Source organism: Nitrosospira sp. TNL200 (assembly GCF_055386305.1).
Map to the genome: position 1 here is coordinate 1,119,838 of NZ_AP041003.1, position 23,317 is coordinate 1,143,154.

A 23,317-nucleotide genomic window follows, 5' to 3' on the forward strand; every position below is an offset into this window, starting at 1 on the left:
TCAGCCCTTTGCCGGTTTCCTGTCCCAGGGTGTCTTGACCGCCATGAGGCGTTCCAACCCCGGATTATGGGCGGGCGGTGCATCGAGCAGCCTGGTGAACTGCTGGAACTTCGCGGCATCCAGATCGAAGAACACCTGGTCGAGCAGTACGGACTTCGCTTTGTCGCAGGCGGCTTCGAGCATGAAGTCGGAGCGGTTCTTGCCGAGCAATTGCGCGGCCTGGTCGATGAGGTCTCGCTGCTCGGGACGCGCCCGGAGGTTGATGGCGGCATCACGCATAGGTTAATCCAAATTGTATATACAACAGATATACCGATATACAGTAGTGTATAGTAGTTGTCAATACAGATGCCCGCCGGCTGGGAAGTGTGGCTTTCAAATCCCGCGCAGCAATTCGTTGATACCGGTTTTTGCCCGTGTTTTCGCATCCACCTGCTTCACGATGACCGCACAGTAGAGGCTGTATTTGCCGTCGGCGGACGGCAGGCTGCCGGAAACCACCACGGAACCGGGAGGTATGCGGCCATAGCTGACCTCGCCGGTTTCCCGGTTATAGATCCTGGTGCTCTGGCCGATATAGACGCCCATGGAAATCACCGAATTTTCACCGACGATGACGCCTTCGACGATTTCCGACCGCGCGCCGATGAAGCAATTATCTTCGATGATGGTGGGATTGGCCTGGACCGGCTCCAATACGCCTCCGATGCCGACCCCACCGGAAAGGTGCACATTTTTCCCGACCTGGGCGCAGGAGCCCACCGTGGCCCACGTATCCACCATGGCGCCTTCGTCGACATAGGCGCCGATATTGACGTAGGAGGGCATCAGCACGACATTGCCGGCAATGAATGCTCCCTTGCGCACGGCCGCGGGGGGCACGACCCGAAAGCCGCCATTGCGGAAATCCCGGGAACTGTAGTCCGCAAACTTCGACGGAACCTTGTCGTAATAATTGGAAAAGCCGCCCTTTATAAAGCTGTTGTCCTCGATCCGGAATGAAAGCAGCACCGCTTTCTTAACCCATTGACGCGTACTCCATTCGCCATCGATTTTTTCCGCTACCCGCAGCTTGCCGCTGTCGAGCATCTCCAGCACCTGGGCAACGGATTCCTTCAGCCGGGCCTCGACATTCCTGGGGGTAATTCCGGCACGCCGTTCAAATGCTTCCTCAATAGTGCTTTGGAGCTCATCCATGATTTTCCTTTTTCTATGCGTGAGATATTTTTCCGGGCGTGGATTTTCCGCGCTGCTCGCGCTGCAGATCGGCCGCAAGCATGGCCATGCGTTGCGCTGCTTCGACGCATTCCGCCAGTGGCGCCACGAGCGCGACGCGCACGAAATCTTTGCCCGGATTGATTCCACTGGCATAGCGTGCGAGATAGCTGCCTGGCAGAACCGTTACATTATAATCGCGATAAAGCCGTTCGGTGAATTCGATATCGCTGCCGGGCGTATTCAACCAGAGGTAAAAAGCGGCGTCGGGCATGGATACCGGCAGGGTTCCAGCCAGCAGCCCGACGACCTCTGCGAATTTTTCGCGGTACAGGCGCCGGTTTTCGACGACATGCGCCTCGTCGTTCCATGCCGCTTCGCTTGCGGCTTGCACCGCCGGATTCATCGCGCTGCCGTGATAGGTGCGATAGAGCAGGAATTTTTTCAGTATCGCAGCATCGCCCGCTACGAATCCCGAACGCATGCCCGGTACGTTCGATCTTTTCGACAGGCTGCTGAAGACCAGCAGCCGGCGAAAATCATGCCGTCCAAGCCGATGGGCGGCCTGCAGGGCGCCGAGCGGCGGCGTGGCTTCGTCGAAGTAGATTTCTGCGTAGCATTCGTCCGAGGCGATGACAAAACCATATCGGTCCGACAGCTCGAAGAGTTGCCTCCAGGCGTCCATCGGCATGACCTTGCCGGTAGGATTGCCGGGGGAGCAGACATAAACCAGTTGGGTGCGCGACCAGATGTCCTGCGGCAACTCCTCGTAATCGAGGGCATAGCCGTTTTCGGGTAGCGTATTCAGAAAGTGGGGGGTCGCGCCGGCGAGCAGTGCGGCGCCTTCATAAATCTGGTAAAACGGATTGGGACAAACCACTGCCGCACCGGGCCGCGAGGAGTCTATCACCGCCTGCGCGATTGAAAACAAGGCTTCGCGGCTGCCGTTGACGGGAATGATCTGCAGGTCGGGATCGATGCCGGGCAAGCGGTAGCGCCGGATCAGCCATGCTGCGATGCTGACCCGCAGCGAGGCAGCACCGAGCGTGGTGGGATAGTGCGCCATCAGGGAAAGATTATCCGCCAGCGTGCTGCGGATAAAATCAGGGGTCGCATGCTTGGGCTCGCCGATATGCAGGCTGATGGGCGAAAAATCCCGGTTCGGCGTAATTTCTGCGAACAGCTTGTTGAGCTTCTGGAATGGATAGGGTTGCAGGCGGTCGAGGTTCGGGTTCAATTTGTATCCTGCGGTGGCGCGGCGGGATAAAGCGTAATATGCCCGCGTGCTTTTCATTGATAGGAAAGGATGCGGAATTATAAATGGCGAACGTGCCGTTAACCAGAAAATATAAACGGGCCGGCAATGCGTTTCCGATAGCTGCCCTGCTGGGTGGCGCCACGATCTGGGGCCTGTTGTGGTATCCCTATCGATTGCTGGAACAGGCCGATATCAGCGGATCCATCGCGACTGCGATAACTTACCTTATCGCGTTGCTGCTGGGGCTGGCGGCATTCCGCAACAGCTTGCAAGGTCCGCTGATTTTTGGTGGCAAGATGCACCTGTTGCTGGGGATCGGGCTCTTCGCCGGATGGACCAATCTGGCCTATGTGCTGGGCGTGATTCACGGTGAAGTGGTGCGGGTGCTGTTGCTGTTTTACCTTGCACCGCTGTGGACCATCGCATTCGCACACTTGCTGCTCGATGAGAAACTGAGCCTGCATGGCTATCTCGTGATCGCGCTTTCGCTTTCCGGGGCGATCGTCATGCTGTGGCAGCCGCAAACCGGCTTTTTGCTACCCCTGTCCTACGGCGACTGGATGGGTTTGTCGGCCGGAATCATGTTTGCCCTGTCCAACGTCCTCAGCCGCAGGGATCAGTTTCACAGTGTCCAGCTGAAATCTCTGGCGGTATGGGCGGGAGTGACGCTGGTAGCGCTTGGTTATTCGCTTTTTGGCGAGGCCGCCATGCCGGGCCGTGTTTCCACGGAATCGGGCCTGCTTCTGCTGGGGCTGGGGTTGATCGTGTTCGGGCTGAGTGTAATGGTGCAATACGGGCTCAACCATGTTCCAGCCAACCAGGCCATCGTGATCATGCTGTTCGAACTGGTCGTGGCGGCGGTTGCCGCTTATTTTCTGACTGACGAGGCCTTGACGATGAAAGAATGGATAGGTGGTGCGATGATCATATCCGCCAGCCTGTTTTCGACGAAAATGAACCGGTAGGCCGGAAACCTTGGAATCGCCTGGGCGGTTCAGATTTTGCGCTGCGGGAGGTTTGTTCTCGTTCTGGAGGGAAAATATGAGTCACCATGTCGTGTTTCTGGAAAGGGATTCGATCAAGGCCAATATTCGCCGGCCGCGTTTCGAGCACACCTATGAGGAATATCCGCATACGGCTCCCGAACAAATCGTGCCGCGCCTACGTAAAGCGACCATCGCCATCATCAACAAGGTGAAACTGGACGAGACGATGCTTGCGCGGCTGCCCATGCTGAGAATGGTGGCCGTCACCGCTACCGGATATGATGGCATCGATATCGCAGCTTGCCGCGGGCATGGCATTGCGGTGGCGAATATCCGGAATTATGCGGCCCACACGGTGCCGGAGCATGTTTTTGCATTGGTGCTCGCGCTGCGCCGGAACCTGGTCGGATACCGGCAGGAAATCGAGCAGGGGGCCTGGCAGAAATCCCCGCAGTTCTGCCTGTTCGCCCATCCTATTTCCGAATTGCACGGTTCCACCATGGGCATCGTGGGCGAAGGCGCGATTGGCAGGGGTACGGCCGCCATCGCGAGCGCCTTCGGCATGCGCGTGCTATTCGCTTATCATCCCTCGTCCAGAAAAAAAGACGTGGTGCTGACCCCTTTCGATCAGGTGCTGGCGGAGTCGGACGTACTGTCGCTGCACTGTTCGCTGACGCCGGCGACCCGCGGCATGATAGGGGCGGCAGAGCTTCGCAGGATGAAGCGCGGCGCGCTGCTGATCAATACTGCCCGAGGCGGGCTGGTTGACGAAGCCGGGCTGGCGCGCGCACTGGAGGAAGGAATCATCGGGGGGGCGGGTGTCGACGTGCTCAGCGCCGAGCCGCCGGAGGACGGCAATCCCTTACTCAACCTGCGCCTTCCGAATTTCATTCTCACGCCGCATGTTGCCTGGGCTTCGGATCAGGCGATGCAGGTTCTCGCCGATCAGTTGATCGATAATATCGAGTCCTGGGAGATGGGCAAGCCGCAGAACCTGGTCACGTGAAGCCTGCCGGGGTGGAATTGCAAGGGGTGGCGTCCGAGTTGGTACGGGGTTCGATTCGGGGGACGTCGCCACCGGTCCCGGTTTTCCTGAATCCGGAAGTTTGATTGACGCAGTTGACAAGCCGGACCCCCTTCGCTAGTCTCCCACGGTTCAATTCCGGTCGTGGCTGATTCCAGGCATGAGTTCCCGGATCAAGGGTCGGATTGAGTATACTGCGTCGAATATCTTAAAATGAGGGAGTTGCTGGATAAGTCCCTTTGAATCCGGTGCAGGGCGACAATGGTTTCGTAGGGAAGACCCTGTGTATAACGTCACGCAGGACCTTGTCCGGAAATTCGCCAATTCACTATAACTATTACTAATTACTATTAGGCTATTACTATTAGCCAAAGACTTTCAAACCAAAGGAGAGAGTGATGGAACTGAAAGGATCGAAAACTGAAGGAAATTTGAAGGCCGCTTTCGCCGGGGAATCCCAGGCCAACCGCCGCTATCTCTACTTCGCGGCGAAAGCGGACGTGGAAGGCCAGAACGACGTTGCAGCGGTCTTCCGCTCCACTGCCGAAGGAGAAACCGGCCACGCCCATGGACATCTCGAGTATCTGGAAGCGAGCGGTGATCCAGCCACCGGCCTGCCCATCGGCTCATCCCGTGAAAATCTCAAGGCCGCCATCGCTGGCGAAACGCACGAATACACCGACATGTATCCGGGCATGGCCAAGTCCGCGCGCGAGGAAGGCTTCGATGAAATCGGCGACTGGTTCGAAACGCTGGCCAAGGCCGAACGTTCGCACGCCAATCGCTTCCAGAAGGCGCTGGATAACCTGACCGAGTGATCCGGCGAAAATACCGGAAACACGAAGGGGCCGGATGCCGCAAAGCCGATCCGGCCGATTTCTTTCGTTCCTCGACTTCATTCCTGCTGACTTTCCCATTTTTTTCATTTTGCTATGAGTAGCCGAGAAGGCAGCCTGGAGCCGCCGAAACGCCACCCGCTCGACTGGCTGAACCCGGAATTCTATGACGAGCCCAAGCTATTCAACGAGCTGGAGCGCGTCTTCGATATCTGCCATGGCTGCCGTCGCTGCGTCAACCTGTGCACCGCTTTCCCGCGCCTGTTCGATCTGATAGACGAGGGGCCGACGGGCGAGCTGGATGGGGTGGAAAAGCAGAGCCTGTGGGAGGTAGTGGACCGCTGCTACCTTTGCGACATGTGCTTCATGACGAAATGTCCCTATGTCCCTCCCCATCCATGGAATGTGGATTTTCCCCACCTGATGCTGCGCGCCAAGGCGGTCAAGTACAAAAAAGGCGATGTCCGCTTTCGTGACAAGCTGCTTTCCAGCACCGATCTCATGGGGAAGCTTGCCAGCATTCCGGTGATCACGCAGACAGTGAACGCCATGAACAAAACGCCGGCGGCCCGCAAGCTGATGGACGATGTTCTCGGCATTCACGCCGACCGCAAGCTGCCGGAGTACACCAGCCACAAGTTTCGCTCCAACGCGGAGGTTAATTCCTCCCATGCAATTCGCGATGGAGCGAGAACGCCGGGGAAGGTCGCGATTTATTCCACCTGCTACGTGAATTACAATGAGCCGGGCATAGGGCATGACCTGCTGAAAGTGCTCGATCATAACGAGATACCGGTGCGGCTGGTGGAAAAAGAGGCCTGTTGCGGCATGCCCAAACTGGAACTGGGCGATCTGGAAGGCGTGGAAGCGCTCAAGACGATCAATATTCCTCCACTGGTAAAACTGGCCAGGGAAGGCTATGCCATCCTGACCGCAGTGCCATCGTGCACCCTCATGTATAAGCAGGAACTGCCCCTGATGTTTCCCGAGGATGAGGAGGTGAAGGCGGTGGCGGAGGCGATGTTCGATCCGTTCGAGTATCTGCACCTGCGCCATCGCGACGGCCTGCTGAAAACGGATTTCAGTCGGTCGCTCGGCAGCGTTTCCTATCATATTCCGTGTCATCAGCGCGTGCAGAACGTCGGCCAGAAGACGAAGGAGGTGCTGCAAATGATTCCCGGTACCAAGGTGACCGTAGTGGAGCGCTGCTCCGGGCATGATGGCACCTGGGGCGTCAAAAGCGAGCACTTCGCCGATTCCATGAAGATAGGCAAGCCGGTATTCAAGCAGATGGCTGCATCGGCCCCGGATTACATCACCTCCGACTGCGCCATAGCGGCACGGCATATCGAGCAAGGAATGGGCGAAACCAGGGCGCAGAAACAGCATCCGCTGACCCTCGTGCGCGTCGCCTATGGCCTGTAAGGCTTCATAGGCGGGAGCCGTCAGATATTATCCGGGTGACGAAAAAAGATGAGGAATCGATGACATGATTACACGTGACAGCTTGATGACTCTAGAGGCATATGCCAGAGCGAGGGACGAATTTCGCGCCAGGGTCATGTCCCACAAGAAAAATCGCAAGGTCCACCTGGGCGAAAACGTGACTCTCATCTTCGAGGATGAGCTGACCATACGGTATCAGATCCAGGAGATGCTGAGGGCGGAGAAGATATTCGACGGGGAAGGAATACAGGAGGAGCTGAAGGCCTATGTTCCCCTGGTTCCCGATGGCAGCAACTGGAAAGCGACCATGATGATCGAATACCCGGACCCGGAGGAACGCGCCGCAAGGCTAGGCGAATTGATCGGCATAGAAGACAAGGTATGGGTGCGAGTGAACGGACTCGATCCCATATATGCCATCGCGGATGAGGACCTGGAGCGCGAAACGGAAGAGAAAACATCGTCAGTGCATTTTTTGCGCTTCGAACTCGATGCGAATATGACGGGTTCGCTGCACCAAGGCGCGGCCTTGAGCATGGGCGTCGATCATCCTGCTTATCAGGCGCGAATTGATCCTGTCCCTGCGGCGGTGCGGGATTCCCTCGCCGGGGATATAAAGTAGGGAGCCGGCCCCATGAGGAGTATGAGGAGGCGTATGAGGAGCGGTACGAGGAATCATATAAGTAGAGCGGTAAACGGCTGGGCCGTGCTGCTTGCCTTTTCCATCGGAATACCTGCCGCAGCGTTGGCGCAGGACAGGAAATTCGAATATGAATTCGATCATGAAAAGCCGTGGGTGGAGCTGCAGTCCCAGCTTCCTCCTTACCCTTCCGAGGAAAACCTGCTCAAGTTCGATGCCGGCCCCGTCAGCGCTAACTTGCACTACGTGGATGCGCCTTCAATAGTTGTAGGGGAAGACGGCGTGGTGCGCTATACCCTGGTGACGAGATCGCCGCAGGGAGCGATGAACGTGAGCTACGAGGGCATACGTTGCCAGACGGCGGAAAAAAGAACCTACGCCTATGGCCGCAATGACAAGACCTGGGCGCGCGCAAGAACATCGAAGTGGATGGACCTGGAGAATATCGCGCAGAACTATGCCCAGCGCGCCCTTTACCGTTATTTTTTCTGCCCGCTGGGAATCGACATGGTCAAGGATGCGGATGAGGCCATCCAGGCCCTCAAGGCGGGCATTCATCCCCGCGCGGTGCGTTATTGACGGTCCCGGTGTCGGCTTACGCTGCGCTGACCTGACCTGACCTGCAAATACTTAGACGACCCCGGCAAATTTCAGGATGACAAGAACGATCACGATGAGGCCTACCGTATAGATGATATTGTTCATGGCATGCTCCGTGGATTCGGATTAAAAGCGGGTGCGCAGGAGATATCCGAGAGGCATCACTGCGCAATTCAGGCTCATTATCGGTTCACACGTGCTTGAGTTCCGTTCGCCAGGGCACAAAGAAAACTTTAAAGCGATATAAGTCGACGATACGACTAAACGGCTGAACTATTGAGCCGGGCCGGCTTATTGGTTTTTCGAACGATGTCAGCGATATGGCTGGTAAGACCGACTTGGCCAACCAGCACAATTCCATCATTTTCTCCTAATTGACTCAGTTCGTTGCGCAACTCTTCCAGCCCTCGTGAAACATTGAAGGAGTGCCATTTCGACGCCTCGCCTGGGACCAATACGCTCTCTTGGGTCTGGGTTGCACCCTGGTGCAGCTGCACCACCCAGGGGCGCTCACCGTCGTAAACCCATTCAAGGCGGACTGGTCCCAAAAGCGCAGATGCGCGATCATATAATTCCCTAATTGAACGAGTAACACTTTCAGGAAGCTGTTCTGGAGTGGCAACACCTTTCATGAACGCTTCACCTTCCCCCGCTTTTCCTTCGATGATTACTCTACCGTCGGCAGCAACAATAAGAGCACCAGAATATTTGGACGGAATTGCATATTGTGCAAGAACAGACGAGATTTGGTCACCTGTAGGATCTTCTTTCGCTAATAGGGTAAACGGATCTATCCATCCATGATGAGTGGTAAATTTTCCGGGAATTTGTTCCTTTGGACAGGTTCGAAGCCAGCGCTCGGCACTTCCTGTTTTATCGCCAAAATTGAAAGGAGCCAAGCGCCTGCTGATTACCATTGTTCTGGGGACAGGCAATCCTATTTCCGATCCCAGCAGCAGGCCGAAGGCTTTGTCTCCAATCAGGCGGCTAAATTTATTCGGCCAGTGTTTGTTTGGCTCAATGGTAGTTTTTCCAATCTTTTCCAGTTCCCAGCCTAGAATATGAGTATGTTTCCATCCCCGTGGTTTGGGATGAATGCTGAATTCAAGCCGGTATTCAGGACCGTAATCGAGTTCAATCGGAAACCCATAAATTCTTTGTAAAATAGCAATACCCCATGGAAGTGGAAATGAAGCAATTCCTTCACGTTCCACGCAACGTGGCGTATCGTCCGGTGCGAATTCAACAATGCCGCCTTGGATTACTCCGGAAACTCCCCCGTCATGCACGTCAACAGTTTCATTGATAATGACATGCAAGTCCGAACGCGCCATACGTAGCACCGTTGCTTCGATATTATCGATATTGGTCTGCTGGTATACGAATTCATTCCCTTGAGTAGCATCTGGAGCGAAACTGCGGATATTTATTGATGAATCAGGACTATTTTGCAATAATTTTTGGATGGCCTCGCGCAAGTCTCCGAAGACATGATTTGGCGAGTACCCGTGTACTCGCGCATATTCCTGCCGAACCGGAGCACCGGGCGAGAAGCTGACGAACTGTGCAACATTGATCGATTCGGCTAAGCGATCAAGCGACTCGTCCTTACGGAAATGGCGGGTCTTCTTTTGGAGAGTCAAACCTTTTCCCTCGTTGCACATGCAAAAAGACGATCCGCAATACGCTGTAATTTGTCGAACGCATCACTTCTTTGTTTAAGTTCGATTGCCGCATCCAGTATGCGAGCGCTGCCATGTTCGGCACTGACCGGTTTTCCGTTAACTGTTTCTACTGGAATTCCGCGTTCCATTGCATAGTGAAATTCTATGGCGCAACCTACACTGAACTGCCAGTCGTCTATCACTACCACCCGAGCTACATACCGTGCTATAACGGATTTCCAAAACTTGTAGTAGTTTTGTTGATCCCAACAAGAAATTCTTAAGCTGGCCGGTTCGATCACGGGGAGGGGTGAATACTGGCGCAATAATTCAGCGGTAGCCCAGATGTCAGACTCATTGTGGCTAATGACACCTGCCTGTAGGGCATCTTGATAAACGTCGGGATTATCTTTCAGCATATGGCCCGTTTCCAGATACCAATCGACAAACCTTCGACCAGTCGTGATAGGGCCGCTTAGATAGATCGCTCTATCTGCGCCTATGGCACACTTTAATGTTAGAAGAAGGCTTTCGTGGTCCATTATTGATACGATGCGCTATTTCTCTTTAGGGCGTGTTAACACTACGGAATGCTTCAACGATCAAAGCGAAGTGGATGAAGGCAATAAACATCACATCAAGTTTCTCGAAGCGAGAGAAGATACGCCGGAACCCCTTCAGTCTTCTGAACAATCGCTCAATCTCGTTGCGCCGCCGATACATGGCTTTGTCGTATTCCCAAGCCTCAGTCCGGTTGGATTTGGGCGGTACTACCGGGATGAAGCCAAGCTCCAGCGCCAGTTGTCGCGTTTCGTTCCCTTCGTAGGCTCTATCCATCAACAAATGAACTGGCCAGCGGGGCTTGCCCAGGCCGCTGAGTAGTTTGCGTCCCTCGGCGGCATCGTGAGCCTGTCCTGGTGACAGGGCAAACGTTATTGCCGTTCGAGCATCCGCGGCAACCATATGAATCTTGGTGGTCCATCCGCCTCTGGATTTGCCGATGGATTGTGGGCCGTTTTTTTTAACGCCCCCGTACCATCTGGATGAACCTTGACCAGGGTGCTGTCCAGCGATACCGCCTCGATCTTGATGCGAACAATCTGCGCTTGCTGCAACTGCTCAAATACCCGATCCAGCACACCGCTTTTGCTCCAGCGATTCATGCGGGTATAGATTGTGTGCCAATTACCGAAGCGTTTGGGTAGACCGCGCCACTTGCAACCATGCTCAGTCACGTACAAAATGGCGTTCAATACGCTCAGATTGCTCAGACTGACATTGCCACGCTGCATCGGTAGACAGTGTACGATTTGCTCGTACTGGGCTTGAGTGATCTCCATACCCATAAAGTATACCTGAATATATGCAATATGGCTATTAATGTTAACACGCCCTAGCTGTAAGGGCTTTAGCAATTTTTTTTATAACTTTATCATCCAAATTCGGTGCGCATTCTTTAATTAATTTTATATTTTCTTCTTCTATCTCGGAATCGATAGTGGGATTGGGTTTTAGTTTTAGGATTTTTTTTACTACATCTTCGACTGCCGGTATTTTTTTCAGCTCTTCAGCTTCTTCCTCGACTTCCTGAAATAAACCGATTAAACATAGAAACTCTTCCATTGGCGTTTCTCTAATATTAAGAGACTTATCATCGCTATTGACGAAGCGGTTTTTATACGCCTCCAAGGAAGTCGTTCGCGCTTGATATGTGAGGTCTTTCTCCAATTGCTCAGGGAATTTCTCCGGTTCCCAATCATCCCAATTGAGGTCTACAGTTGATGCCGGGTAATTTTTTTTTCTCCAGGTATTCCAAACATCATCCGGGATCCCGTCAACGACTGCTTCCAGGTCTTTATATCCAAGGAATAGGGATGATTTTTGCAGTTTTTCCCACTCGCGGTTATTAATCCCCTTTATCTTGCCTTCAATCGTTGCCTCAATTTCTTTTGAGGCTGTATTGTTTTTATCTCCGACATTTTCTTTTATCAACTTTTGAATTTTCTTTATTAATAGTTCTGCCAATATAGATTTCCTTTTATTTGCGTCAGGCGGAAGAAGAAGGTATTGTTTATCTATCCTTCCTGGCCGCTTAATCGCCGCATCGATACGATCCGCATAATTAGTGGCAACGATGAATAATGCTTGCTTCGTACGACGCAGCTCATTCAATTTTGTAAGCATTCCCGGAGTCATGAACTGAAAGAGGGTATCTTGCTTGCCGTACCGCTCCGAGTTGCGGTCCAGCAAAAAATGATCGATCTCATCAAAAAGTATTACGCACGATGGTTGAGCCTTAAGAGCCTCAAAAATATTTTTGGCCCTGGCCTCCACTTGTGCCCCTCCTTCCGCAAGGAAATCGCTAACTGTGATCGTGATCAATCGATAGCCAAGAACCTCAGCGATGCTTTCTGCTACCGTTGTCTTGCCGGTACCTGGCGGGCCATAAAGCAGCATGGAAAAACTTTCTGGTTTTTTGTGAAGGTGGGAAGTTATAAATTCCTGCTCAATACGCTCATAAACTTTAAGTTTCTCTCCTAAGCTCGTCACAACCTCGTATTTATTTACTTTTTTTTGCCAGTCTTTTTCGTTGGACTTAGGTTTTTTATGTGTAAATCTCGATGCTATGAGCATTCTGCGTGCGACATGCAAATGAAGCGCATTGCGATAGGCAAGAAGAAATTCGATAACCTGGCTGGTTTCCCAGAGATGAATTACGTTGGAGGAGTTAACGTGTTCCGAATGCCAGCCAACATATTCTTCGTTAGATTTATTATCTTTGAATTTTACCGTCCGTGCGCGAAGCCATTGCCAATATCGCCTAAAAAGAACGATGCACTTCGAGCTATATGTGTCATATATTTCGTCACCGTCAAAAATTTTGCAGGCACGAAGGAGGGAATTGGCTATTTCTACACTCACCGGGAACAAAACCAACCCCTGGGGTGTTGTCATATAAGGCATTACTGGCCGCCAATAAGGATTTTCAGCTTGCAGTGATGTTAATACCTTGAGTACACGGTCGAACAACGTGCGATCAACGATATTCCTCTGGCACAGCAGCATTCCCTCCAGGCAAAACATCAATTCGGCGGGGTCAAACCTACTATCAGGAATCGAACTAAACGATAATTGACGGTGAAGTGACATCTCGAAATATTCATAATTTTTAGAAAGATCACAATCAGGGTCAAGTTTATGAATGATCTGAATTAGACGCAGAGCTGGAAAAGCGTGAATCGATGGATCAGAGTTCTTGGGAGGACAAAATAGTGCTTTCGGTGAGGAGAATTTAGCGAACTCGTCTAGTTTCGCTTTGGCCGTCTTTAACGCAGAGTGCGTTACTTGGGCCCAGCGGCGATCGTCCCACTTGGCAGTGCTAACATCAGCCAGCCACCACAAAGAGAATATATCATTGTTTCCAAACGTGTTTGATTCAAGATTTAAACCGGGATGCTCGTCTTTCGAGGCAGTATTTTCTTCTTTTACTTCCTTTGTTTCTGATTCGTGATCCTTTGATAACACTTCACGTAAAAGTAAATTTGAGGCTTCCTGAATATTTTTGATCAGTTTATCCCGTAGGTCGGGGCGGATACTTTTATCCTTCGGAAAGATATTGGGTTTCTTCGGAAATCTGCCCATCAGCCTTAGCATTGCACTGAGTATCATCGCTGTTGTACTAACGGACATAGGCCTATTATCTAAAGGCCACACCGATTCCTTCTCATACTCTATTTGATATGGCCACGCAAACTTGTCTGCTTTAAACTCGTGGATATATAGCTGCACGACTTCTTCCAAATACTTCTCAACCTCTTCAATATCGCGCTGTTCGAGTGGATGTTCTTCTGTCAGATATAGAGCTAATGGGTCCAATTACTTGTCCTCAATACTGTTCTAAAAAGTTGGGAGTACGGATTTGGGAAGTAGCTATTTATTTCGAGCGTTCGTACAGCGTCTTCGCGCGCATTCCCATGCGGCAATAGCCCAGGGTCGGGCGCGGCAGCTTGTCCATTATGGTTTTGAATTCGGCTACGTTCCCGTCATTTATCTGGCCGGGAACCACTGGAAGGTAGGCGAATTCGATACCCAGTTTTCTAGCCTCCGTTTCCATCAGGTTGTGGTCGGGGTGCGAACCGCCATCCTCGCTATCGGGGCGGTTGCAGATCACGCTTTTAAATCCCGCGGCTTTGATGTCTTTCAGGTCTTCGATATCGATCTGGGGAGTGGTGGAGAAATTGTCGTCGATGCGAGTCAATGGTTTCATGTCTTTCCCTGTAAATGGAGTGGAAGTTCATTGCCGGCCGGATAATATACGCCGGTTCATTGGTTTTTTCATTGGAACAAGACCAGGTTATCCCGGTGGATCAGCTCGGGTTCGCCCACATAGCCCAGTATGGTTTCGATGTCGCTGCTGGCGCGGCGCAGGATTCTTCGAGTTTCCGCGGCGCTGTAATTGACGAGTCCGCGAGCAATTTCCTTTCCTGCCGGGTCAAGGCAGCCTACCACCTCGCCACGTTCGAAATTGCCATCGATGCGGGTGACGCCTATGGATAGAAGGCTGCTGCCACCGATGGTAAGGGCTTTTACCGCGCCTTCATCCAGGGTGAGATTTCCGCGCATTTGCAGGTGATCGGCCAGCCATTGCTTGCGGGCCGCCAGCGTCATGGTTTCCGCCAGAAGTTGGGTGCCTATGGCTTTGCCTCGGGCAAGCATTACCAGGACATCCGGTTCATGGCCGGAGGCAATGACGGTATGTGCGCCACTTCGCGCCGCACGCCTGGCCGCCATGACCTTGGTGAGCATGCCGCCACGGCCGATATCGCTGCCAGCGCCGCCAGCCATGGCTTCCAGCGCGGGATCTCCCGCCCGTGCTTCTTCCACCAGGCGGGCGTGGGGATCTTTGCGCGGGTCCGCGGTGAACAGGCCGCCCTGATCGGTGAGAATCACCAGCACGCTGCCTTCGATCAGGTTTGTTACCAGCGCGGCCAGCGTATCGTTATCGCCGAAGCGGATTTCATCCGTGGCAACGGTATCATTTTCATTGATGACCGGAATGACGTTCATGCCCAGCAGGGTGATCAAGGTGGAGCGCGCGTTGAGGTAGCGCTTGCGGTCGGATAGATCCTCATGGGTGAGCAGGATCTGCGCGGCGTGCAGGCCGTGCTGGCGAAAGCAGGATTCGTACGCCTGCACCAGGCCCATCTGGCCGACCGCGGCTGCTGCCTGCAGCTCATGCACCGCATGCGGGCGTTTTTTCCACCCGAGGCGTTGTATGCCCTCGGCTATTGCTCCCGATGATACCAGCACGATCTCCTTGCCCATCTTCTTGAGTTCGGCGATCTGTCCCGCCCAGCGGGTAAGCGCGTCGTGATCGAGCCCCTGTCCCTGATTGGTGACGAGGCTGCTGCCAACTTTGACGACGATGCGCCGGGATTGCTTTACGACGGATTGGATCACGGTGAGCGTAATGTGCGGGCCTTCGCCGAAAAATCCTTCTTGTTGCCGGATTACGCTTCGCTAATCCGACCTATAAAATCTGCACGCTGGCCCGGACGATGCGCGGCATCCTTCTTGTTGCTGGATTACGCTTCGCTAATCCGACCTACATAATCGCAGGCAAGCGGCGCAATAGTATAAGCGCTTGCGAGCGCATTATAAAGAAAGCGGGAAAGCGGATTATCGCCATGCCTCCCGGAATGCGGACGCCCGACCAGTCTGCCCGGCCTGTCATTGGATCAGTTTGCGCCGCAGCAAGGACAGTGTGATCCGGCGGCCGGTTGCGAGAGCTGGATAGATCATGCGTGCCACATGCCTGTTGCGAAACAGCAGCCGGTTGAATGCCCCGAAAATGCCGGGTTCGGTTCCCAGTACGGACAGGAGGTGCATGCCTGCCGCTCCGAAATGGTAATGTCCTCGCCATATTACGACCATGCCGTCGTTGACATCCATTCCACGGGAACGCAATTCCTGGACGAGCCCGGGTTGCACGCGGGCGTCGATCAGTTCCACCTCCGCCACTTTTTTGCGGATGGCGTAGAGCTTCACGAAATTCGTGCAGAACGGGCATTCGCCATCGTAAATGATGGATAACCGGCCAAAACTGCTATCCGGACCGCTGGATTTCATGCCAGGCCAGCCCAATCCCGGATCGCGGAGCTCGCCAGGATGACGGATGGATACGTGGCAAGAAATGGCCAGACGAAGGCATTCAGGCCCATGAACCAGGCATTGGAAAAATGGAATGCCGCGAAGCAGGCGAGGCTCGCCATGAGCAGGCCCGGGGGAAGGATGAACACCAGGGGAAACAGCGTTTCCGTGACGATGGTGAGCCAGCATACGAAGGTACAAAAACCCGGCCGGTCCCGGGCAAACCGGGCGGCGAACGAATCGCCATACGATTGCGTCTGCATCACGCCCAGCAGGGCGCCGCCTTCCCGCCAGACCGGGGAGGCGAGCTTCGCGGCACCAGCGGCAAAATAGGCGAGCGTTGCCTGTCCGGCGAGGGCAAAGATTCCGCACCATGCCAGGCTTGCGTCATCCATGGCAACACCAGCCGACATGATCGCCGCGCCGAAGGCGACGACCATGCCCATCTGGTCCGATCCATCGCCGCCAAAGCGGCTGCGCCAGGACATGTAGAGGCAGGAAAGAAGAATCGCCAGGCTGGCCGCCAGATCACCGGGCCCTACATGATTCGGATAGGGAAGCAGCAGTATGAGGCCGCCAAGGATGCGCGACAGCAGAACCGATACGATGAAGGATTCCGAGTAAAAGTGCGACCGGAAGGGGGGCGCGCCGATCAGGCTTGGGCGCAGCCCCAGGATTTTCCACGAGAGCAGGCCGTCGGAGCGGAAGAGATGCAGATTGAAAAGCCATTCAGCCGCTGACAGCAGCGACCACGCCGCCAGCAGGATCTTTGTAATGATCAGGCATTGGACGATATCCGGCGCGATATCCACCCTATCCATTGAGGCTCATCTTACCTGCTGTGGAAATCCGACAGGAAGGAGCACTCCAGCTTCCGATTGTCATGCCCGGTCGATTCGATGATCGCGATCTGGAATTCGGTGCCGTCCGGATCGGGGGGCACCGCATGGGATGCATACCGGAGCAGAAGGAGGTAGGGCATGGTGAAAGGCAGTCCCGTAGCGCCTACTTCGCCCTGCTTCTGGAGGAATTTTATGGACTGTATCGCGTCGTTCATGATCTTCGACGACCGTTTTCCGGGGTGCCATAGCCACGCGCAGCCGGGACGCGGAGCATAGACGGGTACACTCTTCCAGTCTGTCGTGCTGCCGTCCCTGCGCCGGTCCCGTACCACCAGATGATAATCCCTCACCCCGGGATTGGGGGCGAAAAAGGTCCAGCGCGGAATGACGTGAAAGCCGTCGAGCGGATTGATCAGGGGCTGGAACCGGCGATGTTGGGCCAGTAACGTGATCGCCAGCCATAACGCCACCAGTGGCCACAGCAGCAGGGAAAGCAGCGACATGCCGTGCTTTATCGCTGTTCGAAGGAGTTCTGGCGCAGCCTCATCAGGCTGTCCACCGATAATCCTTCTCCCCCTTTCAATCCGGTATTGTCGCCGGTATGGGCAATGCTGGCGTTATTGTTTATCGGAATGACGATGTTCTCGTATTTGTCCGAAAGACCGGGCGTCATTTTTCTTGCGGCGATCACGGCATCCAGTCCGCTAAGTTCCTTGTCGTTGAGCGTGCTCATCAATGTCCCCATAAAAAAGTAAGATTCAAGCTATCAGCGTGCCGCGGGCGGCTTCAGCCGGTTCAGGCTGCCGCTATCCGCCACTACGGATCAGCGTGCGGGAGCGCTGCAATTCATTTATAGCAGAAACGGAAGCGCTCGTTATTCAGGATCGGGTCAGCGGCGGCGGGGGATCGATTTCGCTGCCCTTCGCCGTTTTCATTGCTCAGGGAACGCCTGCTTCACCAGATTCCGCTTCTTCCGGTTCCTGCTTCCGGGCCGGCTCCGCATGCTCGAGGTATTCCATGATCGCGTATGTGAGTTCCTTGCAGCCTTCGCCCGTGAGTGCTGAAACGATGAAACTTTTTTCATTCCAGCCCAGGTTGCGAATGAATTCCCGGCACAGCCTGTCCCGGTCGTTTTCCGGCAACATATCCGCTTTGTTGAGCACCAGCCAGCGGGGTTTGCGATAAAGCGCTTCGTCGAATTTCCTGAGTTCTTCCACGATGGCATGGGCTTCGCGTACCGGATCGATATTATCGTCCAGCGGCGCGATATCCACTACATGGAGCAGAAGCCTTGTCCGTGCCAGATGCTTGAGGAAGCGGTGGCCGAGTCCTGCGCCCTCCGCGGCGCCTTCTATCAGGCCCGGGATATCTGCCATCACGAAACTGCGATTGTGGTCCACGCGAACCACGCCGAGGTTGGGATGCATGGTGGTGAAAGGATAATCGGCAACTTTCGGACGGGCTGCGGAGACCGCGCGGATCAGGGTGGATTTTCCCGCGTTGGGCATGCCGAGAAGACCCACGTCGGCCAGTACCTTGAGTTCCAGCTTGAGTTCGAATTCTTCTCCCGCCTCGCCAGGGGTGAATTGGCGGGGAGCCCTGTTGGTACTGGATTTGAAATGGAGATTGCCGAGGCCGCCGGCGCCGCCCTTTGCCAGAAGCACCTTTTGCCCATCCCGCGAAAGATCGGCCACTGCCTCCCCGGTGGCAGCATGGGTGATGACGGTGCCCACAGGCATGCGCAACACGATGTCTTCCGCCCCCTTGCCATAACAGTCGGCGCCCCTGCCATTTTCTCCATTTCGGGCGCGGTGCACGCGGGCGAAACGATAATCCACCAGCGTATTGATGTTGCGGTCGGCAATGGCGAAAATACTGCCGCCGCGGCCGCCGTCTCCTCCGGAGGGTCCGCCCCTGGGAATGTATTTCTCGCGGCGAAAGCTGGCGGCTCCATCTCCGCCTTTTCCAGCCATCACCTGGATCATTGCTTCATCTATGTATTTCATGTTTTCCGGCCGGGTTGCCGCCTCCCCAAACAAAAAAGCCCTGTCATGATGGACAGGGCTTCGTTTTGCAATTACGGAGAAAAATTAATGTGGTCTGATCCTGATTCAGGAGACCGGCATGATGCTGACCATCTTGCGCTGGAGCGCGCCTTTCGTGCTGAAGATGACCTTGCCCGCAATTTTTGCAAAAAGGGTGTGATCCTTGCCTATGCCGACATTATCGCCAGGATGAACCTGCGTGCCGCGTTGACGAATGATGATGCTACCCGCAAGGATCAGCTCCCCGCCAAAGCGCTTCACGCCCAGCCGCTTGGAATTTGAATCGCGGCCGTTCCGGGAGCTGCCGCCCGCCTTTTTATGTGCCATGTTTAAATGCTCCTATGCCGAAATGCCGGTAATCTCTATTTCGGTATAATTCTGCCGATGCCCCTGATGCTTCTGGTAATGCTTGCGCCGCCGCATTTTGAAGATGCGCACCTTGTCATGCCTGCCCTGTTCCAGCACTTTTGCCACGACGGAGGCACCGCTTAGCAGAGGCTTGCCCATCGAGATATTTTCGCCATCCGCGATCATCAGCACCTGATCGATCACGAGTTCGCTGCCGACATCAGCCGGTATCTGTTCGATTTTAAGTTTCAGCCCGGCCTGGACGCGGTACTGTTTTCCGCCGGTTTTTATGATTGCATACATGGTGAGCTCCGATTGTTGCGCTCGCCGCCACTGTCGCCAGGGAGCGCCCCAAAAAATGTAAGCGCGAATTATACATACCCGCACCTGTAAGGTCAAAAGCTTGTGGCAAATACGTTTTATGGCTGGAAGCTAGGGAAGCGCTGAACAAATCCTCGCTGAGCGCGTTGCTGGTAAAATCGGGATGATCATAAGACAGACGCGCGACGCAGGTCGTAGCCGGGACTACGATGCCAAGGAGCGCAACGCCATGAGAGCCCGATTTTACCGCAACCCTTATGGGACGGGGGTTTGCGGGTGGTCTGCCTTGTCAGGCCCCTGGCGAAGGAGCGCCCCGGAGCGTCGCCCGAGGGGCCCTGCGGAGCGGGGATCGGGCAGCGGAGGAGATGCTTCGACCGCACCACAGTATTGTTGGGGCGCAGGCATCCCGCTACGGGGTCGCATCTTACTTCGGAAGACACTGACACTGCTCCGCCCTATGCGGTCGCACCATTCGCGTCGTCGCCTTTCGCGCATCCCATCCCGCAAAGCCGCCGTCGCGCCAGCGGAGATTTATTCAGCGCTTCCCTAGCATGTAATGCTAATCCAACTTGACACATTGGCGGCGACATTTCTACCATGGCAGTTTTTTCAGGAAGCCCCGTGTCAATCGAGCGTATCAGAAGTCTTATTGCCCAGGATATGGGCGCGGTGGACGCGGTCATCCGCGAAAAGCTTTATTCCGATGTGGGGCTTATCCGGCAGGTCAGCGAATACATCATCAATAGCGGCGGGAAGCGCCTGCGTCCAGCGCTTGTCATTCTTTCCGCCGGCGCGTTCCGCTATGCCGGTAAATTTCATTACAACCTCGCGGCTATCGTCGAATTCATCCATACCGCAACCCTGCTGCATGACGACGTGGTGGACGCGTCGGAGTTGAGGAGAAGCAAGGCCACCGCCAATGCGCTATTCGGCAATGCGGCGAGCGTGCTGGTCGGCGACTTTCTCTATTCCCGCGCTTTCCAGATGATGGTGGAGGTGGACAACATGCGCGTCATGCGCGTGCTGGCCGATGCGACCAATACCATCGCCGAAGGCGAGGTGCTGCAGCTGCTCAACTGCCGCGACCCGGATGTGGACGAGGAGAATTACCTGCGCGTGATCCGCTACAAAACCGCCAAGCTGTTCGAGGCGGCCACCCGCCTGGGAGCGATACTCGGCAATGCGACGCCCGCGGAGGAGGAGGCGATGGCGACTTATGGCATGCACCTGGGTACCGCGTTCCAGTTGACCGACGACATGCTGGATTACTCGGGCGACTATAACGAAACGGGAAAGAACCTCGGAGACGACCTTGCGGAAGGAAAGCCCACATTGCCGCTGATATATGCCATGCGGGTCGGGTCGGACGCACAGTCGGCAACCATACGCGAGGCGATCGAGCAGGGCGGGGAGGGCGGCTTCCAACCCGTGCTCGATGTCATACAGCAGACCGGCGCGTTGGACTATGCGCGAAAGCGGGCGCAAGCCGAGTCCGACACGGCCTCCGCGGCCATCATGTCACTGCCGGAATCCGAGTACAAGGAATGCCTGCTGCAGCTCACCACTTTTGCGGTGGCGCGCAACTATTAGCGAAGCGCTGAACAAGTTCTCCGTGAGCGTATTGCTGTCACCCCATTCCGTCCCAACTCGCTAATCCCAACCTGCTCAGTCCACTGAAGGTTCCGTGGGATGCACGCCGGCAGCGCCTGTCCGGGAAGCGCCATCAGCGTGAGGCGGCTCGCCGCGATCGGCATGCTGTTGCGCGGGGCCGCTGATTCGGCTCAGGTTATAGGCCGTATTGATCAGGCCGATGTGCGAGAACCCCTGGGGAAAGTTTCCCAACTGGCGCCGCAGGCGGGGATGGTATTGCTCAGCGAGAAGCCCGAGATCATTGCGTAACGACAGGAGGTGGTCGAACAGGGCCTCCGCGTCCTTGCGGCGGCCGATCATGATATAGGCATTGGCGAGCCAGAAGCTGCATACGAGAAAGGCGCCTTCCTCGCCGGAAAGCCCGTCGTCCGTTTCTCCGGTCCGGTAGCGCAGCACGAGCCCGTCATTCATGAGTTCGCGCTCAACCATCTCCACGGTGCCGCGGAAGCGAGGATCATCCGGCGGCAGGAATCCTACTTCTGCCATCAGCAGAAGCGAAGCATCGAGCGCATTGCCGTCATAGTACTGGACGAACGTATTCCGCTTCCCGTCATAGCCGCGCGCCAGGACTTCGCGATGTATCTCGTCCCGGAGCGCGCGCCATTTCTCGACCGGTCCGCTGGACCCGAATTGTTCCACGGTTTTTACTGCCCGGTCGAAAGCAACCCAGGCCATCATTTTCGAATGGACGAAGTGTTTACGCCCGCCGCGCACTTCCCAGATGCCTTCATCGGGATCGCGCCACAGGCCCTCCAGCCGGGAAAGCAACGCCTGCTGAAACCGCCAAGCCTCCTGGCTCGGGCCGAGCTGCGATTTGCGGGCGGCATGCAGCGCATCCATCAGTTCGCCAAACACGTCTATTTGAATCTGGTCGCACGCGCCGTTGCCTATGCGCACGGGTGAACTGTTCTCGTAGCCAGGCAGCCAGGGCAGCTCGATTTCGGTGAGGCGGCGCTCGCCGTTGATGCCGTACATGATCTGCATCTGGTCGGGCGCGCCTGCTGCGGCGCGCAACATCCATTCCCTGAATGCACCGGCCTCGTCGAAGTAGCCGGCATTCATGAGCGCATACAGCGTGAGGGTCGCATCGCGCACCCAGCAATAACGGTAATCCCAGTTGCGGATTCCGCCGATCTCCTCCGGCAGCGACGTCGTCGGTGCCGCGATGATGCCGCCGCTCGGATGGTAGGAGAGCGCCTTGAGCGTGACGAGCGAGCGCTCCACGGCATCTTTCCATCTGGAATTCCCGAATTCCGAAAGCTGGCAGATGCGGATCCATTCCTGCCACCAGGCCGCCGTGCGTTCGAGCCTCAACTGGGCATCGCTAATGAAATGCGGCTCGCGATGCAGCGGATGGTACGCGAGCGTGAAAGGGATAACCTGGCCCTCCTTCACGTCGAATTCCGCGACAGTATGCATGTCCTGGCCGTGCAGAGGCACGGGCGTTACCAGCTCCACGGCGTCCGGGCCGGCTACCGCGTGGAGGCCGTAGTCGCGGCCCCGGACCCATGGAACGGTCTTGCCGTAGCCAAACCGCAGCGTGAATTCCATTCGCATCGATACCCGGCCCGACACGCCGCGCACGAGGCGGATGACATCCACCTTCTCGGGGTCATCGGAAAACGGCATGAAGTCCACGAGGGTGGCCTTTCCGCTGTCCGTCTCGAACGTGGTTTCGAGGATCAGCGTGTGGGGCAGGTAGCGCCGGCTGGATTTCCGCACTTCGCCAGCGGGAGAAATGCGCCAGTAACCATGCTCGGGCGTTCCCAGCAGGGCGGCAAAGCAGGCGTCGGAGTCGAATCGCGGGAGGCAAAGCCAGTCCATCGAGCCGTCGCGTGCAACCAGCGCACCGCTCAGCATGTTGCCGATGAATCCGTAATCCTCGATGGGTTTGCTCATCGCGTATCTCTCGAAACATGGCATAAGCAGTCATTCTACAATCAACGGGCCGGGGATTTCTCGTCCCTTGGGGAAATGCCTGAATCCGGATATTGCGATGGCGCGACGCTGCGGGACGGAGAGGGCTGGTTTGCAATTGACGGGGCCGACAGACGATCAGGATGCATTTTGGGAAAACGATAAAACATTTTTGCGTTGCTCATGCATTCCTTACTGGTACAATTGCTGCCCACGCGCCAGGGAAGCCGATTCGTTATATTATCGGTTGGCGAGAAAGCGGTACAATTGTCATTCTGCAGTAGCAGGCATCAGGAGGGCAAGGCTTGGCCGCCCGGACTTCACATCAAGTCCGGGATGACGGATCGGGCACTTGCCTGCACGCAATACAGAGCG

At 55.4% G+C, this 23,317-nt stretch carries 24 protein-coding genes; 7 read left to right on the forward strand and 17 right to left on the reverse strand.

Going from position 1 to position 23,317, the window contains the following annotated elements; all coding sequences use genetic code 11:
* The 3 genes from ACZ5CE_RS04960 to dapC all read right to left on the reverse strand — a co-directional run bounded on the left by ACZ5CE_RS04960 (position 1) and on the right by dapC (position 2,452).
* The gene (locus ACZ5CE_RS04960; RefSeq protein ID WP_464576706.1) at positions 1 to 279 is read right to left on the reverse strand and encodes a type II toxin-antitoxin system TacA family antitoxin; all 279 of its coding nucleotides are present in this window, start codon (positions 277 to 279) and stop codon (positions 1 to 3) included.
* A 96-nt stretch (positions 280 to 375) separates the two neighbouring features.
* The gene (gene dapD / locus ACZ5CE_RS04965) at positions 376 to 1,197 is read right to left on the reverse strand and encodes a 2,3,4,5-tetrahydropyridine-2,6-dicarboxylate N-succinyltransferase (RefSeq protein ID WP_464576707.1); all 822 of its coding nucleotides are present in this window, start codon (positions 1,195 to 1,197) and stop codon (positions 376 to 378) included.
* Positions 1,198 to 1,210: 13 nt separating this feature from the next.
* On the reverse strand, positions 1,211 to 2,452 hold the full coding sequence (dapC, locus tag ACZ5CE_RS04970) for a succinyldiaminopimelate transaminase (RefSeq protein ID WP_464576708.1): 1,242 nt from the start codon (positions 2,450 to 2,452) through the stop codon (positions 1,211 to 1,213).
* An 83-nt stretch (positions 2,453 to 2,535) separates the two neighbouring features.
* Between dapC and ACZ5CE_RS04975 the strand changes: the two genes are divergently transcribed.
* From ACZ5CE_RS04975 to ACZ5CE_RS05000, 6 genes are all read left to right on the forward strand, one after another.
* A complete protein-coding gene (locus ACZ5CE_RS04975) occupies positions 2,536 to 3,438 on the forward strand; it encodes a DMT family transporter (RefSeq protein ID WP_464576709.1) in 903 nt (300 codons plus the stop codon).
* A 76-nt stretch (positions 3,439 to 3,514) separates the two neighbouring features.
* On the forward strand, positions 3,515 to 4,465 hold the full coding sequence (locus tag ACZ5CE_RS04980) for a D-2-hydroxyacid dehydrogenase (protein ID WP_464576710.1): 951 nt from the start codon (positions 3,515 to 3,517) through the stop codon (positions 4,463 to 4,465).
* A 416-nt stretch (positions 4,466 to 4,881) separates the two neighbouring features.
* Positions 4,882 to 5,301 (forward strand): rubrerythrin family protein, encoded by a 420-nt coding sequence (locus tag ACZ5CE_RS04985; protein ID WP_464576711.1) that lies wholly within the window; start codon positions 4,882 to 4,884, stop codon positions 5,299 to 5,301.
* Positions 5,302 to 5,415: 114 nt separating this feature from the next.
* Positions 5,416 to 6,744: a heterodisulfide reductase-related iron-sulfur binding cluster gene (locus tag ACZ5CE_RS04990; RefSeq protein ID WP_464576712.1), complete on the forward strand. Its 1,329-nt coding sequence runs from the start codon at positions 5,416 to 5,418 to the stop codon at positions 6,742 to 6,744.
* A 64-nt stretch (positions 6,745 to 6,808) separates the two neighbouring features.
* A complete protein-coding gene (locus ACZ5CE_RS04995; protein WP_464576713.1) occupies positions 6,809 to 7,387 on the forward strand; it encodes a DUF3501 family protein in 579 nt (192 codons plus the stop codon).
* Positions 7,388 to 7,420: 33 nt separating this feature from the next.
* A complete protein-coding gene (locus tag ACZ5CE_RS05000; RefSeq protein WP_464576714.1) occupies positions 7,421 to 7,984 on the forward strand; it encodes a CNP1-like family protein in 564 nt (187 codons plus the stop codon).
* A gap of 281 nt (positions 7,985 to 8,265) precedes the next feature.
* Here ACZ5CE_RS05000 and ACZ5CE_RS05005 read toward each other — a convergent pair whose 3' ends face one another.
* The 13 genes from ACZ5CE_RS05005 to rplU form a co-directional block, all read right to left on the reverse strand.
* Positions 8,266 to 9,669 (reverse strand): hypothetical protein, encoded by a 1,404-nt coding sequence (locus ACZ5CE_RS05005; protein ID WP_464576715.1) that lies wholly within the window; start codon positions 9,667 to 9,669, stop codon positions 8,266 to 8,268.
* Positions 9,645 to 10,088 carry a DUF4406 domain-containing protein gene (locus ACZ5CE_RS05010; protein ID WP_464576716.1) on the reverse strand — a complete coding sequence of 148 codons (444 nt, stop codon included), beginning with the start codon at positions 10,086 to 10,088 and terminating at the stop codon, positions 9,645 to 9,647. The genes ACZ5CE_RS05005 and ACZ5CE_RS05010 overlap by 25 nt, the downstream gene beginning before the upstream one ends.
* A 148-nt stretch (positions 10,089 to 10,236) precedes the next feature.
* Positions 10,237 to 11,009 (reverse strand): IS5 family transposase gene (locus ACZ5CE_RS05015; RefSeq protein WP_464577434.1). Its coding sequence is split into 2 segments (ribosomal slippage): positions 10,237 to 10,694 and positions 10,694 to 11,009, totalling 774 coding nucleotides; the frame shifts between segments, so codons are not numbered across the junction.
* Positions 11,010 to 11,052: 43 nt separating this feature from the next.
* Entirely contained in the window at positions 11,053 to 13,545 is a 2,493-nt protein-coding gene (locus tag ACZ5CE_RS05020) for an ATP-binding protein (protein ID WP_464576717.1), read from the reverse strand.
* A gap of 58 nt (positions 13,546 to 13,603) precedes the next feature.
* Positions 13,604 to 13,936, reverse strand: a complete 333-nt coding sequence (locus ACZ5CE_RS05025; RefSeq protein ID WP_464576718.1) for a protein tyrosine phosphatase family protein — start codon at positions 13,934 to 13,936, stop codon at positions 13,604 to 13,606.
* Between the two features lie 68 nt (positions 13,937 to 14,004).
* Entirely contained in the window at positions 14,005 to 15,126 is a 1,122-nt protein-coding gene (gene proB, locus ACZ5CE_RS05030; RefSeq protein ID WP_464577436.1) for a glutamate 5-kinase, read from the reverse strand.
* A gap of 273 nt (positions 15,127 to 15,399) precedes the next feature.
* The gene (locus ACZ5CE_RS05035) at positions 15,400 to 15,798 is read right to left on the reverse strand and encodes a DCC1-like thiol-disulfide oxidoreductase family protein (RefSeq protein ID WP_464576719.1); all 399 of its coding nucleotides are present in this window, start codon (positions 15,796 to 15,798) and stop codon (positions 15,400 to 15,402) included.
* A complete protein-coding gene (locus ACZ5CE_RS05040) occupies positions 15,795 to 16,640 on the reverse strand; it encodes a hypothetical protein (RefSeq protein WP_464576720.1) in 846 nt (281 codons plus the stop codon). Before ACZ5CE_RS05040 ends, ACZ5CE_RS05035 begins: the two co-directional genes overlap by 4 nt.
* 11 nt (positions 16,641 to 16,651) lie before the next feature.
* Positions 16,652 to 17,164 (reverse strand): hypothetical protein, encoded by a 513-nt coding sequence (locus tag ACZ5CE_RS05045; RefSeq protein WP_464576721.1) that lies wholly within the window; start codon positions 17,162 to 17,164, stop codon positions 16,652 to 16,654.
* 8 nt (positions 17,165 to 17,172) lie between these two features.
* A complete protein-coding gene (locus ACZ5CE_RS05050; RefSeq protein ID WP_464576722.1) occupies positions 17,173 to 17,394 on the reverse strand; it encodes a hypothetical protein in 222 nt (73 codons plus the stop codon).
* Positions 17,395 to 17,599: 205 nt separating this feature from the next.
* Entirely contained in the window at positions 17,600 to 18,667 is a 1,068-nt protein-coding gene (gene cgtA, locus ACZ5CE_RS05055; RefSeq protein ID WP_464576723.1) for an Obg family GTPase CgtA, read from the reverse strand.
* A gap of 105 nt (positions 18,668 to 18,772) precedes the next feature.
* Positions 18,773 to 19,033 carry a 50S ribosomal protein L27 gene (gene rpmA, locus ACZ5CE_RS05060; protein ID WP_464576724.1) on the reverse strand — a complete coding sequence of 87 codons (261 nt, stop codon included), beginning with the start codon at positions 19,031 to 19,033 and terminating at the stop codon, positions 18,773 to 18,775.
* Positions 19,034 to 19,045: 12 nt separating this feature from the next.
* Positions 19,046 to 19,357 carry a 50S ribosomal protein L21 gene (rplU, locus tag ACZ5CE_RS05065; RefSeq protein ID WP_464576725.1) on the reverse strand — a complete coding sequence of 104 codons (312 nt, stop codon included), beginning with the start codon at positions 19,355 to 19,357 and terminating at the stop codon, positions 19,046 to 19,048.
* A gap of 639 nt (positions 19,358 to 19,996) precedes the next feature.
* On the opposite strand from rplU, the gene ispB reads away from it, so the two are divergent.
* A complete protein-coding gene (gene ispB / locus ACZ5CE_RS05070; protein WP_464576726.1) occupies positions 19,997 to 20,965 on the forward strand; it encodes an octaprenyl diphosphate synthase in 969 nt (322 codons plus the stop codon).
* Positions 20,966 to 21,040: 75 nt separating this feature from the next.
* Here the strand turns inward: ispB and ACZ5CE_RS05075 are convergent, their stop codons facing one another.
* Complete coding sequence (locus ACZ5CE_RS05075) at positions 21,041 to 22,924, reverse strand: glycoside hydrolase family 15 protein (RefSeq protein ID WP_464576727.1); 1,884 nt, start codon at positions 22,922 to 22,924, stop codon at positions 21,041 to 21,043.
* Positions 22,925 to 23,317: the final 393 nt, after the last annotated feature.